General features: G+C 41.2%; 16 protein-coding genes, 3 tRNA genes and 1 rRNA gene. 17 read left to right on the top strand and 3 right to left on the bottom strand.

Translation table 11 applies throughout. The features are described 5' to 3' along the window. The 8 genes from rrf to CLV38_RS06255 all read left to right on the top strand — a co-directional run. Positions 1-86: ribosomal RNA gene (gene rrf / locus CLV38_RS14200) — 5S ribosomal RNA — on the top strand; the annotation flags it as partial. A gap of 31 nt (positions 87-117) precedes the next feature. After that, positions 118-190: transfer RNA gene (locus CLV38_RS06225), tRNA-Val, on the top strand. Between the two features lie 7 nt (positions 191-197). Next, a tRNA-Lys gene (locus CLV38_RS06230) sits at positions 198-270 on the top strand. Between the two features lie 24 nt (positions 271-294). Next, a tRNA-Arg gene (locus CLV38_RS06235) sits at positions 295-368 on the top strand. A 251-nt stretch (positions 369-619) separates the two neighbouring features. Then, complete coding sequence (locus tag CLV38_RS06240) at positions 620-1,111, top strand: CtsR family transcriptional regulator (RefSeq protein WP_106192936.1); 492 nt, start codon at positions 620-622, stop codon at positions 1,109-1,111. Then, positions 1,108-3,591 (top strand): ATP-dependent Clp protease ATP-binding subunit, encoded by a 2,484-nt coding sequence (locus CLV38_RS06245; RefSeq protein WP_106192939.1) that lies wholly within the window; start codon positions 1,108-1,110, stop codon positions 3,589-3,591. The genes CLV38_RS06240 and CLV38_RS06245 overlap by 4 nt, the downstream gene beginning before the upstream one ends. A 128-nt stretch (positions 3,592-3,719) precedes the next feature. Beyond that, positions 3,720-4,541, top strand: a complete 822-nt coding sequence (locus CLV38_RS06250; RefSeq protein WP_106192941.1) for a manganese catalase — start codon at positions 3,720-3,722, stop codon at positions 4,539-4,541. Between the two features lie 92 nt (positions 4,542-4,633). Continuing rightward, positions 4,634-5,002 (top strand): hypothetical protein, encoded by a 369-nt coding sequence (locus tag CLV38_RS06255; RefSeq protein WP_106192943.1) that lies wholly within the window; start codon positions 4,634-4,636, stop codon positions 5,000-5,002. Positions 5,003-5,050: 48 nt separating this feature from the next. Here CLV38_RS06255 and CLV38_RS06260 read toward each other — a convergent pair whose 3' ends face one another. Continuing rightward, entirely contained in the window at positions 5,051-5,914 is an 864-nt protein-coding gene (locus CLV38_RS06260) for a helix-turn-helix domain-containing protein (RefSeq protein ID WP_106192945.1), read from the bottom strand. A 102-nt stretch (positions 5,915-6,016) separates the two neighbouring features. On the opposite strand from CLV38_RS06260, the gene tadA reads away from it, so the two are divergent. Next, positions 6,017-6,544, top strand: a complete 528-nt coding sequence (gene tadA / locus CLV38_RS06265) for a tRNA adenosine(34) deaminase TadA (protein ID WP_106192948.1) — start codon at positions 6,017-6,019, stop codon at positions 6,542-6,544. 61 nt (positions 6,545-6,605) lie between these two features. On the opposite strand, the gene proC is transcribed toward tadA, so the two are convergent. Then, on the bottom strand, positions 6,606-7,400 hold the full coding sequence (gene proC / locus CLV38_RS06270) for a pyrroline-5-carboxylate reductase (protein ID WP_106192950.1): 795 nt from the start codon (positions 7,398-7,400) through the stop codon (positions 6,606-6,608). Positions 7,401-7,911: 511 nt separating this feature from the next. Between proC and CLV38_RS06275 the strand changes: the two genes are divergently transcribed. From CLV38_RS06275 to CLV38_RS06305, 7 genes are all read left to right on the top strand, one after another. Continuing rightward, the gene (locus CLV38_RS06275; RefSeq protein WP_106192952.1) at positions 7,912-8,925 is read left to right on the top strand and encodes a PTS sugar transporter subunit IIC; all 1,014 of its coding nucleotides are present in this window, start codon (positions 7,912-7,914) and stop codon (positions 8,923-8,925) included. A gap of 63 nt (positions 8,926-8,988) precedes the next feature. After that, positions 8,989-10,017 (top strand): branched-chain amino acid aminotransferase, encoded by a 1,029-nt coding sequence (locus CLV38_RS06280; protein ID WP_106193177.1) that lies wholly within the window; start codon positions 8,989-8,991, stop codon positions 10,015-10,017. A 60-nt stretch (positions 10,018-10,077) separates the two neighbouring features. Beyond that, positions 10,078-10,482: a secondary thiamine-phosphate synthase enzyme YjbQ gene (locus tag CLV38_RS06285; RefSeq protein ID WP_106192955.1), complete on the top strand. Its 405-nt coding sequence runs from the start codon at positions 10,078-10,080 to the stop codon at positions 10,480-10,482. A 172-nt stretch (positions 10,483-10,654) separates the two neighbouring features. Beyond that, positions 10,655-11,554, top strand: coding sequence for an ABC transporter ATP-binding protein (locus CLV38_RS06290; protein WP_106192957.1), 900 nt, complete (start codon positions 10,655-10,657; stop codon positions 11,552-11,554). Beyond that, entirely contained in the window at positions 11,547-12,827 is a 1,281-nt protein-coding gene (locus CLV38_RS06295; RefSeq protein WP_106192960.1) for an ABC transporter permease, read from the top strand. The genes CLV38_RS06290 and CLV38_RS06295 overlap by 8 nt, the downstream gene beginning before the upstream one ends. An 82-nt stretch (positions 12,828-12,909) precedes the next feature. Next, complete coding sequence (locus CLV38_RS06300; RefSeq protein ID WP_106192962.1) at positions 12,910-14,046, top strand: acetyl-CoA hydrolase/transferase family protein; 1,137 nt, start codon at positions 12,910-12,912, stop codon at positions 14,044-14,046. A 211-nt stretch (positions 14,047-14,257) separates the two neighbouring features. Further along, a complete protein-coding gene (locus CLV38_RS06305) occupies positions 14,258-14,737 on the top strand; it encodes a hypothetical protein (protein ID WP_146128995.1) in 480 nt (159 codons plus the stop codon). 107 nt (positions 14,738-14,844) lie between these two features. Here CLV38_RS06305 and CLV38_RS06310 read toward each other — a convergent pair whose 3' ends face one another. After that, complete coding sequence (locus CLV38_RS06310) at positions 14,845-15,564, bottom strand: hypothetical protein (RefSeq protein ID WP_106192967.1); 720 nt, start codon at positions 15,562-15,564, stop codon at positions 14,845-14,847. A gap of 204 nt (positions 15,565-15,768) precedes the next feature. Here CLV38_RS06310 and CLV38_RS06315 point away from each other — a divergent pair, with 204 nt between their 5' ends. Next, positions 15,769-16,341 (top strand): GNAT family N-acetyltransferase, encoded by a 573-nt coding sequence (locus CLV38_RS06315; RefSeq protein WP_106192969.1) that lies wholly within the window; start codon positions 15,769-15,771, stop codon positions 16,339-16,341. The last annotated feature ends 31 nt before the right edge of the window (positions 16,342-16,372 follow it).

Genomic DNA, 16,372 nt, shown 5'->3' on the forward strand with positions numbered 1-16,372 from the left:
GTTCCCATTTCGAACACAGCCGTTAAGCTTCCCAGCGCCGAGGATAGTGAAGGGTTTCCCTTTGTGAAAGCAGGACGTTGCCGTGCAGCTCTTTTTTTGTTTATCCGTTTTATTTATGGAGGTTTAGCTCAGTTGGGAGAGCATCTGCCTTACAAGCAGAGGGTCAGCGGTTCGAGCCCGTTAACCTCCATTTTTTCGAGCCGTTAGCTCAGTTGGTAGAGCATCTGACTTTTAATCAGAGGGTCACAGGTTCGAATCCTGTACGGCTCATATTCCTGTTTATGTTCTGTCATTGCGTCCTTAGCTCAATTGGATAGAGCACCTGACTTCGGATCAGGCGGTTGAGGGTTCAAGTCCTTCAGGGCGCGTTAATGTTATCGTCAAGTTAAAAGGTTGCGTTTAGATTAAAATCTAAAGCGCCTTTTTTTGTTATTCTCAGATTTCGAATAGCTTCTCTCTTTTCATTTTAACTGTTTATTGGTATAATTATTAATAGTCAAAAATAGTCAAACAACTATGGATACCTTATATCCTGTAGTAAAGGAGGGTGCTGAAAGGACTTGAAAAAATGTGTGATATTAGATACACTTCAAGTCTAAACTTTCAGTTGTGATTGGATATGGATAATCAGAACATGACAGATATAATTGAAGCCTATTTAAAAAAGGTTTTACATCAACAGGAACAAGTTGAAATCAGACGTAGTGAAATTGCACAGTTATTTGATTGTGTTCCGTCACAGATCAATTACGTAATCAATACCCGCTTTACTATTCAAAAAGGATACCTCGTTGAAAGTAAGCGAGGAGGCGGCGGCTATATTCGTATTATAAAAGTCCAGGTACTGGACGAAATGGATATGCTGAATTCGATGATCGACATAATAGGGGATAGTATCAATGAAACAGATGCCAGATCTGTCGTTCATAAATTATATGAAGATGAGATTATTAGTAAAAGAGAAGCTAAGCTTATGCTAGTAGCAATGGATAAGTCACTTTATACCGGAGAACGCTTGATTGATAATAGATTACGATCGAACCTTCTCCGTACGATGTTAGCCAACTTAAAATATGAAGAGCCAAACAAACGAAAGGCGGACAACTCATGAATGAATTATTTACGGATAAAGCAAAAAAAGCCTTACTGATTGCTCAGGAAGAAGCAAAATCTTTCCGCCACAGATCTGTAGGAACAGAACATTTACTACTGGGACTAATTATAGAAGACGAAGGTATTGCAGGAAAAACACTTAGAGAACTGGAAATATCTGAAGAAGATATTAAAGAGGAAATTGAACATTTATCAAGTTATGGTCCAGATGAGACTGTACCAAAAACTTCAATATTGCCTTACTCTCCAAGAGCGAGACAAATCATCAAATATGCGACAGATGAAGCGCGTCGTATGAAACGTCCATTAGTAGGAACAGAACACCTGCTGCTGGGTCTTCTTAGAGATGAAGAAATATTATCCGCTAAAATTTTAAATAACTTGGATGTCAATCTAGCAAAAGCCAGACAACTGGTTTTAAAGAAATTGGGAGCACAGGATAAAAATGCGAAAACCAAAATGGGTGGCAGAAGGGCTGTCAAGCCGCAAGCTGCTGCTGGAGGAACTCCAACACTTGATTCTCTTGCGAGAGATTTAACGCAGTTAGCCCGTGATAATCGTTTGGATCCAATAGTAGGAAGAAATAAAGAAGTCAGACGGATCATACAGATTCTAAGCAGACGGACCAAAAATAACCCGGTTCTGGTAGGGGATCCCGGAGTAGGGAAAACGGCCATTGCTGAAGGACTGGCACAGAAAATTATTGCCAACGAAGTGCCTCCTGTCTTAGCAAACAAACGATTAATGACTCTTGACATGGGATCGTTAGTTGCAGGAACGAAATACCGTGGTGAGTTTGAAGAACGTATGAAAAAAATAATCGATGAAATTTATCAGGATGGAGAAGTGATTCTCTTTATTGATGAATTGCATACACTGATCGGTGCTGGTGGAGCTGAAGGGGCTATAGATGCTTCTAATATACTAAAGCCGGCACTTGCACGAGGCGAACTGCAGACTATTGGTGCAACCACTTTAGATGAATATCAGAAACACATCGAAAAAGATGCAGCACTTGAAAGAAGATTTGCATCAATTCATGTAGATCCGCCAACTGAAATGGAAGCAGAAGAAATTCTCTTTGGTTTACGCGAGCGATATGAAGCACATCATGGCGTGAAAATTACAGACGAAGCTTTAAGAGCGGCAGTCCATTTATCTACCCGATATATTACGACAAGACAATTGCCGGATAAGGCAATTGACTTGATGGATGAATCAGCTTCTAAAGTTAGAATGGATGAAAGTGATTCTCCTACGCCACTATCTAAAGCAACTGAAACACTAGAAGATCTAATCAGTAAAAAAGAGCGTGCGATTCAGTCGCAGGATTTTGAACGCGCAGCATTGATCAGAGAAAAAGAGATGCGTCAGAGAAAACGACTGGAGAAACTAATTAAACAGGACGGTCAGTCTGACGATGAACAGCTGAAGGTGACAGAGTACGATATCGCTGAAGTTGTCTCGCAATGGACTGGAATACCTGTCAATCAGATGGAGCAGAAAGAAAGTGAACGTCTCCTTAATCTGGAAAAAGTACTGCACGAAAGAGTTGTCGGACAGGAACAGGCAGTTGTGGCTGTTTCTAAAGCCATCAGACGTGCCCGTAGTGGACTGAAAGATCCAAACCGTCCAATTGGGTCCTTTATGTTCCTTGGACCAACCGGTGTTGGGAAAACGGAACTGGCCAAAGCACTGGCAGAAGCAATGTTCGGAAGCGAAGAAGCCCTTGTTCGAGTCGATATGTCTGAGTTTATGGAAAAATACAGCACGAGTCGACTGGTTGGTTCACCTCCTGGTTATGTTGGATATGACGAAGGGGGACAACTGACTGAAAAAATCAGACAGAAACCTTATTCCGTTATCTTACTGGATGAAGTGGAGAAAGCCCATCCAGATGTCTTCAATATCCTTCTTCAAGTATTGGACGATGGATTGCTGACAGATGGTAAAGGCAGAAAAGTCGACTTCAAGAATACAATTGTCATTATGACTTCAAACTTAGGTGCAACTGCATTACGTGATGAAAAATCAGTCGGATTCGGTGCAATAGACAAACGATTCGACCATGATTCAATGGAAAAACGCATCAGAGAAGAACTGAAAAATGCATTCAGACCCGAGTTTCTTAATCGTGTGGATGACAGTATCGTCTTCCATTCGCTCAAAAAGGATGAACTGCGTGAAATCGTTAAGCTTCTGACTAAAAATATCAGTGACCGTATGGAACAAATCGGTATTCAATTGAAAATCACATCTGCCGCAATGGATGTGATCGCTGATGAAGGATTTGACCCAGAATATGGAGCTCGTCCACTTAAGAGAGCTATCCAGAATAAAATGGAAGACCGATTAAGTGAAGCTTTACTGTCAGGTGAAATCAGCCTTGGGGATAAAGTGACACTGGGGGCTTCAAAAGGTGAAATCACCTTAAAGGTAAGGGAAGAAAACGGTAAAAAAGAAAAAATCACCAATTAATCTATTAGGAAAAGCCATGGAGGATACTTACTCTCCATGGCTTTTTTTTCGAGTCATATCACTAGAAAAAATCAAATTCGAATTGCTATAGTTTATTTGTTATTAAATAATTCGGAAGGGTGATAAAATTGTTCAGTCACAAAAAAGAGTTACAGTATCATGCTACACCGGAAAAACCAGATGCATTGATGGCAAGAAGACTTCAGGAAATTCTTGGTGGTCAGTGGGGCGAAATGTCAGTCATGAATATGTATCTATTCCAGGGATGGAATGCAAGAGGGAATGAAAAATATAAAGATCTGCTGCTGGATACTGCTACTGAAGAAATCGGTCACGTTGAAATGATCGCAACGATGATTTCTCAACTGCTGGATAAAGCCCCTCTTTCTGCACAGGAAGAAGCGGTAAAAGACCCGGCGATCGCAGCAGTTATGGGCGGAATGAATCCTCAGCATGCAATCGTTACTGGTCTTGGAGCTGCTCCTAGAGATTCGAACGGTAATCCCTGGACGTCTAATTATATCGTGTCCAGTGGAAATATCCTTGCTGACATGCGTATGAACGTGACAGCTGAGTCTCAGGGACGTCTGCAAGTGGCCCGTTTATATGAGATGACAGAAGATAAAGGAATCAGAGATATGCTGGGATTCCTTCTGGCGAGAGATAAACAGCACCAGCTGCAATGGATTCAGGCAATTAAAGAATTGGAAGAAAAAGAAGGTATCGTTGTACCAGGGTCTGTTCCGGAATCATATGAAGTTTCCGATGTCACTCACACGTTATACAACTTCTCTGAAGGCGAAGACAGTAAACCATTAGTCGATGGTAAAGAAGCAGCTGATGGTAACACGTTCAATTATATTAAAAATCCTCAGGCAATGGCCGAGAAGCCGGTCTTGAAAACACCACCTGCAGAAATGCACAGCACACCACCAGAAGAAGCGAAATAGGTAAAAAAATAGTGGGAGTCTGATTTTTAGTCGAGCGCTTATCTTTGATGTAACCTCTCTTTATTTGGTACTATGGGTATAGGAAATCAAATATGAGAGGATTGATGTACATGAAAAAAGTGGACGATACACAAAAAAGTATTTTAATAGGAGTAGGGGTTGCCTTTTTAGTAGGAATCGCGACGTTCCTTTTCTCGACTGAAACTGCTCAGACTAAAACAAAAGCTACTGTAAACCGCCATAAAGCGAAACACTATGTCAAAGATAAATTTAACAACAGCTCAAGTGCTAAAAGTCTAGTTGATAAATTATCTGATGATGAGGTGAATAAACTGTTAGGAACAGTCGATAAGGTCAGTGATCTGGAAGGTAAATTATCAGATATGACTTCTGATTTTAAAGACTATATGCAGGATAAATCTAAAGACGCTAAAAAAGCTGTAAAAAAAGCAAGAAAATAAAATAAGTATAAAATAAAGAGAGGTCCTAAAAAAGGACCTCTCTTTATTTTATATAATCAGCAAGTAACAAAGCAGCAATTCATTCATGTTTTTAAGTGATAGTCCAGTTGCTTCATTAAAGCGGTCCATTCTATACTGCAAAGTATTCCGGTGTATAAACAGATGCTTGGATGCAACACTCACATTGCCCTGGCTCTCCCATAAGGCCTGAATCAGTTCGCGCCAGTCTTCAGATGTTTCGATCTGATGTTTCAGTTCAGTCATGATCAGGCTTCTGGATAAAGCCTCTTTTGTAAAATAACGTAGGGCAACATCAGGAAGCGTGCATACCTGGTTGTGAAGATGGGTGACTTCCTGCTGAAAGATAGACTGCTCTTCTTTTAACAGACTGTTCAATTGTTTGTCCGGTGTCCAGAATTGTCCTATATAGGCATGGGACCGGATAGAAAAATCATCTTCCAAAGTCTGCAGCATACCGGTTATCTCTTGAGTAGAGAACGTCAGAGCACTGGTATCCTGGACAATGAAACAAGTATCACTGGTTATAAAGAAGACATCTAATACGGGATCAAATAGCTGTCTGATCGATTCGATCCAGATTGAGTAATCAAACTGTGTATCTATTTTTTTTAAATATAGTTGAGTGAGTCGGATATTCTTTGTTGTTTTTGGGGGGATATCGCGCTTTCCTTCCAGGTAGTCTGACCATTTAGAATCAGAAACGGGAAAGGATGAAGGCTCGATTTCCTGTTTAAGCAAAGTGAGAAGCTGCCATTCTTTGTCAGTAAGTGATTTTTTCGGAATATGGATCCATTTGTTTTTATAAGCAATACGAAAGGTCTCCTGGTCCAGAAACGGAAGAGCTGACAGTTCAGTTTCAGGGTATAGTTCTTTTAAAGTGGTATAATCCAAACGCTTTCCTCCTAACTCTATGTACCTTTAGTTTACCACTGTTTGATGTAAAGAGAAACTAAGGTATAATGAAGAAAAAGTGACTTTTGGAGCGGGTATATAATGCATTTTACAAAAACTGAAAAAGCCTACTGGATGACCGAGGCTATTAAAGAAGCCAGGAAAGCAGAACTTCTTGGTGAAGTCCCTATTGGTGCTGTAGTCGTTCATGAGAACAGAATAATTGGGAGAGGTCATAACCTTAGAGAGACGTCAAAGAACGCGACCACCCATGCCGAGATGATTGCTATTCAGGAAGCCAATCGTCGTTTAGACAATTGGAGACTGGAGGACTGTCAGTTATTTGTGACGTTAGAGCCCTGTGCGATGTGCAGTGGGGCAATCGTTCTGTCTCGTATAGATGCAGTTTACTACGGCCCGAAAGACTTCAAAGGCGGAACAGCTGGAACACTGATGAATTTACTTGAAGATGACCGGCTAAACCATCAAGCTTATGTAGAACAGGGAGTATTGGAAGAGGAGTGCAAGGACTTGCTGGTTACATTTTTTCGAGAGTTAAGACTGAAAAAAAAACAGGCCAAACTACAGCGGGACTGCAGTTGTCAGGGTACCGAGACTCAAGCCGAATAAAAGACGCCCGCAGCTTTATCCTCAAACAAAGCTGCGGGCGTCTTTTATTGCGGATAGTCTGTTAGCCTTTAGACATATCATCATTTTTATCAACCATGGCATCAACAGACTCAATGATAGATGCAGCGAAATCACCTTTCAGTAAAGAGAGAATGCCTTCGACCGTGACCCCACCTGGTGAAGATACCTGGTCGATCAGTGTCCAGGGATCCTGATCTGTCTCTAAAACCGTTCGGCCACTCCCCAAAACTGCCTGAGCGGCTATCTTAGTTGCTTTGTCTTTAGGTAGACCGTATTTGACACCGGCTCTGGCTAATGTATCGATAAACATAAAAATTAAAGCGGGTGAACTGCCTGCCAGGGCGATAAACGCACTGAGTTGTGATTCTGGGAGTTCTACGACTTCGCCAACAGCTACGAATATTTCTTTCGTTCTATCCAGATCTTTTTGTTCGACTTGATCGTTTTCTACAATAGCTGTCATTCCTTCGCCAACCTGTGAATTGAGGTTAGGCATGGTTCGCAGAAAAGAGGACTCTTTTAAATGAAGAGCAAGCTGTGCATTGGTCACACCTGCTGCGACAGAGATGACGAAGGGGTGTTTAGTTTTATCCAAGCCAGACAGGACCTCATCGATTTGATAAGGCTTCACAGCAAGAATAAGGATATCGGATTCATCCCAAACAGTCTGATTGGAAGACGTTCCGCTAACTGCGAATGACTTAATCAGCTGCTGACGCTTTTCTTCAGATCGATTGGAAAACATCAGCTCTTGTGGTTTCACCAACTGTTTTTCAAGCAATCCTTTTGCAATCGCCTGAGCCATATTACCAAACCCTATAAACCCAATTGTCAATTTAATGCACTCCTTTTTCTCGTTAAGTATATTAACTATTGTAACATAAGCAAAAGAACTGAAAACGATGAATTAAAGACGGGTTCAATTTAAAGTAAAACGGTAACAAACCTTATATTGTTTAAAATTAGAATGTTTTAATAAATCTAGTTGACTTTTAATGTCTCAATCGTTAAGATTACCCACATACTACATAGACGAGGAGGCAGACCGATGAATGAATCACAAACGAACGGCACTTATTATTCAACAACTGAAGTGAACATGCCGGTATTTGCCTCACTACGTGACTTATTACTCATTATTATCTAGCCAGGATTCTTATCTTCCAAGATAGAGTCCTATTTCTGTAACATTAGAAAGTGGGCTCAGGTAATGCACATAGCAGCCAGCCTACTTCTCGTACAGTAGGCTGGCTTTTTTGTATAAGGAGTCACACGTCGATCAGCCTCTCTTGAAACAGGGGAACAGAGTAAATTATGTAGAAAAAACAAAAAGGGGAGTCATCACTATGAGAGAATATGTCAGAAGAAATGTATTAAAAGTATCATCTGGAGTAGCTAATGCCATTTTTGTGACAATCGGGATCGGGTTCTTGTTTGGAACGATTGGAGACATGCTGGGTTTACCTGTACTGGTAACGATAGGTGGGGTGACGCGTGTTCTTTTAGCACCAGCACTAGGTGCAGGGATTGCCTATAATATGAAAGCCAATACGCTGACACTATTCGCAGCCATGGCCGCTTCCACGATTGGAGGAGCAGCTGTTCAAATGACAGAAGCCGGCTTTACCCTAGTGGGTGGAGACCCTATTGGAGCACTGATCGCCGGTACGATTGCCACCTGGATCGGGAAAAAAGTAACGGGGACATCCCCACTTGATATGATGGCGATTCCTACTTTGTCTCTTTTAGGCGGAGGACTTGCAGGGGTAGGATTAGCTCAAATCATCACGCCTATTCTTCTGGTCGTCAGTGAAACCATATCTGGAGCAGTAGCCGGAAGTCCAGTAATCGGGTCCTCTGTCATGGCTGCATTATTCGGGCTGTTTTTAATGTCTCCGCTGTCTTCTGCTGCTTTGTCGATTGCCCTGTCAATGAGTCCAATGGTCAATGGGGCGATGCTGATCGGAACAACTGCCCAGTATTTTGCATTTTCTATATTGTCCTTCAAAGAGAATGATCTAGGGGGATATGTGGCCCAAGGATTGTGTACGCCTAAGGTACAATTACCTAATATTATTAATAATCCCATGATTCTAGTTGGACCAACGATTGCCTCTGCAATATGTGGCCCGATAGCTACTCTTGTGTTTGGTTTCGAGACCATTCCTGAAATGGGTGGGGTTGGCTTTGCCGCAGGTGTTGCACCGCTGTGGGTAATTAACAATTCAGGTTTTGGCGTATTTGGGGTATACTTATTGTGTGGAGCTGTTCTTCCAATCTTAATTACGTATGGTGTTAACAAGATACTCTATACGACGAAAGTGATCAAGACTGGAGATATGGCTGTGACTGTGAGCTGATTTTTTAATAATACTTACAGTTGAAAAATACAATTTAAAGGATAGGGGAAACAATAGACTATGATGAATGAGATTACACCTGAAACTATTGACTGGGAAAATTTAGACTTTTCGTATATTAAAACAGACTATCGTTTCATTTCAAAATATAAAGACGGCAAATGGGATGAAGGGGAACTGACAACTGATAACCAGCTGCATATTTCTGAAGGATCTACTGCACTGCATTACGGTCAGCAGTGCTTCGAAGGTATGAAGGCTTATCGGACGGAAGATGGGTCAATTAATTTATTCAGACCTTTTGAAAATGCCAAGCGGATGAATAACAGCTGCGAACGTCTGTTGATGGCGCCGTATCCAGAAGATAAATTTGTCGAAGCAGTTAAAGAAGTTGTTCGAGCGAACGAAGAATGGGTTCCGCCTTATGGGACAGGTGCTTCGTTGTACCTCCGTCCATTCATGATCGGGATCGGAGACAATGTCGGCATCAAAGCGGCAGATGAGTATATCTTTTCAATTTTTGCCACACCAGTCGGTTCATACTTCAAAGGTGGAATGAAACCATCTAATTTTCTCGTCAGTACGTATGACCGTGCAGCACCAAGAGGAACAGGAGCAGCAAAAGTAGGCGGTAACTACGCAGCAAGCTTACTGCCTGGTAAAGAAGCAAAAGGACGCAGTTTCAGCGATGCAGTTTATCTGGATCCGGAAACCCATACTAAAATCGAAGAAGTAGGGGCAGCCAATTTCTTTGGCATCACCAAAGATGATGTATTTGTTACACCAAAATCACCATCGATCCTGCCGAGTATCACCAAATACTCACTCCTTTGGCTGGCTGAGAACAGGCTGAATCTGAAAACGCTCGAAGACGATGTCTATATCAAAGACATCGATCAGTTCAAGGAAGCGGGCGCTTGCGGGACAGCTGCTGTTATTGCACCGATAGGCGGTCTGCAAATTGAAGAGGATTTCCATGTGTTCTACTCAGAAACAGAGGTAGGACCTGTAACAAAACGTCTCTATAACGAACTGACCGGTATTCAATTCGGAGAAATTGAAGCACCAGACGGCTGGATAGAAAAAGTATAAATAACGCAGCGTTATACTGCTGCCTAAACCACCACTGCGTTTTTAACTGGAGGTGATCAGATGAGCTATATTAAACAGTTTGAGATAAAAACACATGAGAAACAAGCCTTTCTTATGCTGGATGCTTACCTTGAAGAAGCATTGAAAGAAAGTAAAGTAGAGGAAGGAATCATGGTGGTCTTTTGCCCGCATACAACTGCAGGCATCACAATCAATGAGAATGCAGATCCGGATGTCAAAACAGACTTAAAAAAAGCATTGAACGATACCTTTCCGAATCATGATTATTTTATTCATATGGAAGGCAATTCAGATGGGCATATGAAGTCAAGCCTTGTAGGCGCAAGTGAAACTGTCCTGATCCATAAGGGAGAACTTCTATTCGGCACATGGCAAAGTGTTTATTTCACAGAATTTGACGGGCCGAGGTCCAGACAGTTTTTTGTCAAAATAATTGAAGGATGACATGTTGGGAGAGTGCTCGTGTGCTCTCCTTTTTTTGATTTTTCCAAGACGGAAGTATGACTATTTATAGAAAAATAGTCCTATAGTCGGATGCTTATATAATCATAATGCGCTATACTGGTTTTATTCAGTATTTACTATCAGTACATACACTAAGAAAGAAGGCGTTCAGATGTTAGAAGTTAAAGGACTGCAGAAGTCCTTTGGAGATGTTAAAGCTGTTCAAGATGTCAGTTTTACCATTAAGTCTGGTGAAATTATGGGGTTGATCGGTCAGAACGGAGCAGGAAAAACAACGACGTTTCGAATTATCTTGGATCTGTTGACAGCTGATACGGGAGAAGTGCTCTGGGAAGGGAAACGCATATCCAGGAAAGTATTTAATAAAATAGGCTATCTTCCTGAAGAAAGAGGATTGTATCCTAAAGTCTCAATTGAGAATCAGCTTTTATACTTCTCACAGTTGAGAGGCAAAAAGAAAAGCGAGATTCGTCCATTAATAGATGACTGGTTAGAAAAGTTTGACGTAAAAGGAAAGAAAACAGATAAAGTCAAAACTCTTTCTAAAGGGAACCAGCAGAAAGTTCAACTGATCTGTACGCTTATCCATCAACCTGAACTGATTATATTGGATGAACCGTTTAGTGGGCTGGATCCTGTCAATGCCGAACTCCTTGAAGAAGGGATTAGAGAAGCACAAAGAAATGGTGCACGCATCATATTCTCCAGCCACAACATGAACAACGTGGAAGAGCTCTGTGACAGCCTTATTATGTTGAAAGATGGCAGACAAGTTCTGAAAGGGCCCGTACATGATATTAGAGAACAGTTTGGAAGGACGAAGCTGTTTTTAGAGTCAGATTTAAGCCCAGAAGCACTGAGAGATTTTCCAGGTGTGAAAACTGTCGAGAAAACCAGAGAGGGGATCGATGTCGTTTACCTCTCTAAAGCAGAAGATGGGAAAGCGATTTTCGAAGCGGCAACGCGAAACGGGTATATCCCGACGTTCAGCCAGCAACCTCCTACTTTAGAAGAAATATTCAAAAGAACGGCAGGTGAAAAACATGAGTAAATTTTGGGTCATTACAAAAGAAGTATATAAGAAAAATGTGAAGTCTTTCGGCTTCATTATAATGGTTCTGATCCCTCTGATCATCATTGGTTTTATAGCAGGAATGGGTTATTTCTTCTCCAGAGAAGCTCAAGATGCCGAGGCGGTTCCTGTAGCGATTCTGACAGAGGATCAGGCTGTCGAACAGATGTTTATGAGTGAAGAATGGAATTTTGATATTGCTGAAGATATTACGACTGAAGAAGAAGCAGAAACAGCATTAGGTGAGGAATCGATCGACGGCTATATGATTGTTGATACGGATGGGGACTCAGTGCAGGTGGAAATCGTTCACGCTAATGAGCTGTCTAATCTCGTACCGATCATTACAGAAACACTGACAAATTATCAGACGATGTTAAGGGCAAATGAACTTGAATTGTCGCAGGCAGAAGTGATGTCATTAACTGAACCTGTCGAGGTTGAGGAAAGAGTGGTCACTATTACGGATGGTGACTTAGCAGATGACGATACAGGAGACAGAATGATACAGGAGTGGAGTGCGTACGCTGTCAGCATTGCCATCATGGCGTTCATTATGACATACTCCGGTATCATTGCTGAAGAAGTGGCAAATGAAAAAGGCACTCGCATCATGGAAGTCATCTTATCCAGTGCCAGTGCGACTAATCACTTCTTCGGAAAATTAGTAGGCGTAACGTTAGTCATGCTGACTCAAATTGGGATTTATGCGGCAGTCGGGACAGGTGCCTACCTCTATTTCAGGAATACTGAATTTGTACAGACGATCCTTGGTGAAGTGGATATATTCGGGATGCTGCAAGACCTGATGGGTTACACATTGATATTCTTCATCGCAGGGGTATTGATGTATGTCATTCTGGCTGCGTTCTTCGGATCCCTGGCTACCAAGATGGAGGACGTCAATAAAGCTGTCACACCAATTGTTTTCGTTGCACTGGCTGGCTTTTACGTCGGACTATTCGCTTTTGCTTCGCCGGAAAATACACTTGCAGTCGTCTTTTCCTATATTCCGCTGTTTACACCATTTGTTATGCCATTTAGAATCGCATCCGGTACGGTGGCAACCAGTGGTATCTGGCTCTCTATTATCGGAACAGTCGGATTTGCTGTGTTGATCGCATTTGTATCTCTGGCATTCTACCGGTCTAATGTACTGGTCTACTCAGATACAAATATGATTGGAACTATGAAGCGGTCATGGAGCATCATGCAAAGTAACCGAAAAGCCAAAAAAAATAATACTGCCTGATAGTCTGGGTAAGTGAATAAATCAGTTAAGACTGGAAGCTATTCCAAAAAACAAGCGATCGAAAGGGAATTACCTGCATCGTATGCTGCCAAGTTCCGGACCGTTAGATATCCCTCGCCATAAACTGAGACAAGTCTCTATTTTCTTATCCGGAGCAGATCGAAAGCATTACAGGGAGGGATTTATCGACTTTTTACCTAATCACTTTTCAGATATCCCATCACTTTTATTAAAACGATCTGCCCATCCCGTTATTATGGCGACCGTTTCACCAATGGATGAGGACGGAAACTTTTCACTGGGAACAAGCCCGTCTTATGTGGCCTCACTGATCGAACATGCTGAAACGATCATTTTGGAAGTTAATGAAAACATGCCGAGAACTTTTGGAGAAAAAAATGCGATTCACATCAGCCAGGAATCTGCACTTGTCGAAAACACTGTTGACCTTCCAGAATTACCGACTCCAATATTGTCAGATAAAGATCTGGAAATTGGAAAAATCATCGGGGATATTGTTAAAGATGGAGATACTCTGCAAATCGGCTTCGGTTCTATGCCAAATGCGGTTATGGAATGTATCATGGATAAAAAAGAATTAGGCGTTTACAGCGAAATGCTGTCGGATAAAATTGTTGATTTATATGAGAAGGCTGTGGTCACAAACAAACATAATCCGGTATCCCCTGGACAAACGGTCTCAACATTCGCTATCGGTTCAAAACGGTTATATGACTTCATGCACAATAATAAAGATGTTTTAATGTTACCATGTGATGTGACGAACAGTCTCGTCAACATTTCAAAAGTGGATAATCTGGTATCGATCAAATCCTCTGTTGAAGTGGACTTTTACGGTCAGTGTAACTCTGAATCAGTAGGTGGGAAACTGTATTCCTCTACAGGTGGTCAGGCAGACTTTACAAAAGGTGTACGCATGACGAAAGATGGACGAGGGGTGATCTGCCTTTATTCTACAACTAAGAAAGACACCATCTCGACAATCGTGTCTGAGCTGGCTCAAGGATCGATCGTATCTACATCAAAAAACGATGTGGATACAGTGGTCACAGAATATGGTAGAGCAGAATTAATTGGTAAAACATTCAGTGAACGTGCAGAAGCCTTGAGAGCTATCGCCCATCCTGACTTCAGAAAGGAATTACGTGAACGAGCGCTCGAAAAGAAACTGATAATGGAAGACTCAGTATTAGTGTAATTAAATGGTATAAAATAACCCTTGAAGTCCTGATCTGTTCAGTCTTCAAGGGTTATTTAGTGTGACGAGTTAGTGACTAATCATGTCCAGCGATATAGAACAGCCTCTCTTACCGACACATTAACACGTAATTAGTTTAGGCAGATAAAAAGAGCCAAAGAGTATAGAAAAAGGAGAAGGGGTATTGTATAATGAGAAAGAGGTGAGAGAAATGTTAAAATTTAGTGAGTTGACAGAACGGGAAAGGTGCAGGCTCTACAAAATGGTTATGGAACTTCCCACATTCATAATCGGATTTTCATTAAGTCTGTTCGATTTTAATTACATACTGATTATGACAATGGTCACAGGTATAGTCGTGATCGAATTGATTATTTTTGGTTTGATGGATGTTAAATACAATTATTCACTAGGGGAGTTTGCGAAAGACATGCTGTATTTATTCAGTATGAATTTCTTTGTTACAATGCTCGCTACACCGGGGTTTCTGTATATACTGAACCAGCTTACGCCAGCATTATACACGTTCACTAATGTCATTCGACTCACTGTCTCATTTAAATTGCTTTATCTTGCCTGGTATACTTACGTCATGCTGATGGTTAAAATGAGAAAAAAGCCTGAACTGAAATGGAAGTGGGATGTGACTGGCCTGATGGCTTTTCATACTAAAAGGGTTGCTGTAAAATAAAAAGTACTGGATCTCTGTTTCAGTAAGTCGCTCAGGTGAGTGGTGTTGACCATTCAATTGAGAAAACGCTGATCAGGATCGCAGTACTTTTTTCTGTAAATAAGCTGTTAGATAAATAGGAGAATGCTTGAGTAGATGACCAGACCGGCAAAGAAAGAAGTCATCCCATTTCCTCTACAGGCAGGGAGTTCGTCTTTCAAAGCATTAAGCACTAATCCACCTGCGACAAATGCTTCCATTAACCCTACATAGGTATGAGAAATATGGATATTTAATCCAATGACCAGACCGAGTAAAACAGCTGCCATCAATAGTTTTAAACCGTAGCGGTCATACAGTCTTTCAAAGTGATGGCGCAGGACCCAGTCATTAGTCAGGAAATGGACACCAATAGCAAATAAATAAAATAGGGCAGTATACGATGTTTCAAATAACTGACTGGACAGTAAAATCCCGATGATAAAATTGTATAAAAAGTAAGAGCCGATGTGTGCCCAGAATACTCCGGAAGTGGAAAAGTCTCTTTTAGCTACTTTCAGACGGGAAGATTTCAATCCTATTTCCAGGAAGTAGAAAACGACTATCCCGGCCAGCATAGAGCCGAAAATCAGATGTGAGGCGTTTTGCTGATTGACATGAAAAGTTTCCATAATTTCGTGTTCGTATGATTGTACTGTTGGAATAAGGTGGAAGAAGACATAAGCTAATGAAATCCCTCCAACAAAGGATGTAAACTGGTTAACCGAAAAGAAATGTAATTTAAAATGTCTGGAGCTCAAATGAATAAATGAAAAGCCTAAAGCTACTAATAAATTGGTTATTGGCACAATGATTCCTTCTTTCAAATAAATAACATAATCTCTAGCGAATTTATTATAGTCCTCACCTGATTTTTAGTCAATCTATTTTCATGAAAGTTTCTGAAAGTTTTCATTAAATCGTCATCAGTAACAATTAAGACACAATTAACGTTGTGCTACCAGCTTTTACATATTAAAATAAATTAAACGATAATAGAAAGAGGCTTGATTATGGATAGTTTAGAAGTGAATATGGCGAAAAATTCCCGAATAGAATCACAACGACTGATACTACGACATGTCACACTTAAAGATGCAGAGGATATGTTTGAGTACGCCAGCGATGAAGAGACGACTTACTATGTCTTTGACCGCCATACATCTTTAACGGATACAGAAGAAGCGATTGTCTCCTATTTTATAGAAGATCCTTTAGGAAAATACGGTATTGAATTGAAAGCCACAGGCAAACTGATCGGCACGATCGATCTGAGGGTCAAAGACAGTGAGAAAAGAGCACTTATCGGGTATACCTTAAATAAAGATTATCAGGGGAGCGGTTATATGACCGAGGCGGCCAATCGCATATTGGCATTAGGATTTGACACACTAGGACTCGGATGTATAGCTGCTCTTCACGATGAACGCAATGCCGTTTCCGGTAAAGTTATGGAACGTCTGGGCATGCAGAAAGAAGGCACCTTGCGTCACGTTGCCCAGTGGAAAAAAGGGGAATGGTTTAACGATGTCTATTACTCCATATTGAAATCTGAATATGATGAAATGAAGAAATCAGGAAAGTAAGGGCTATTATTTGCGATGTAGCCGGCTCCTT

Source organism: Alkalibacterium olivapovliticus, from assembly GCF_003003275.1.
In the GTDB taxonomy this organism is placed as follows: domain Bacteria; phylum Bacillota; class Bacilli; order Lactobacillales; family Carnobacteriaceae_A; genus Alkalibacterium; species Alkalibacterium olivapovliticum.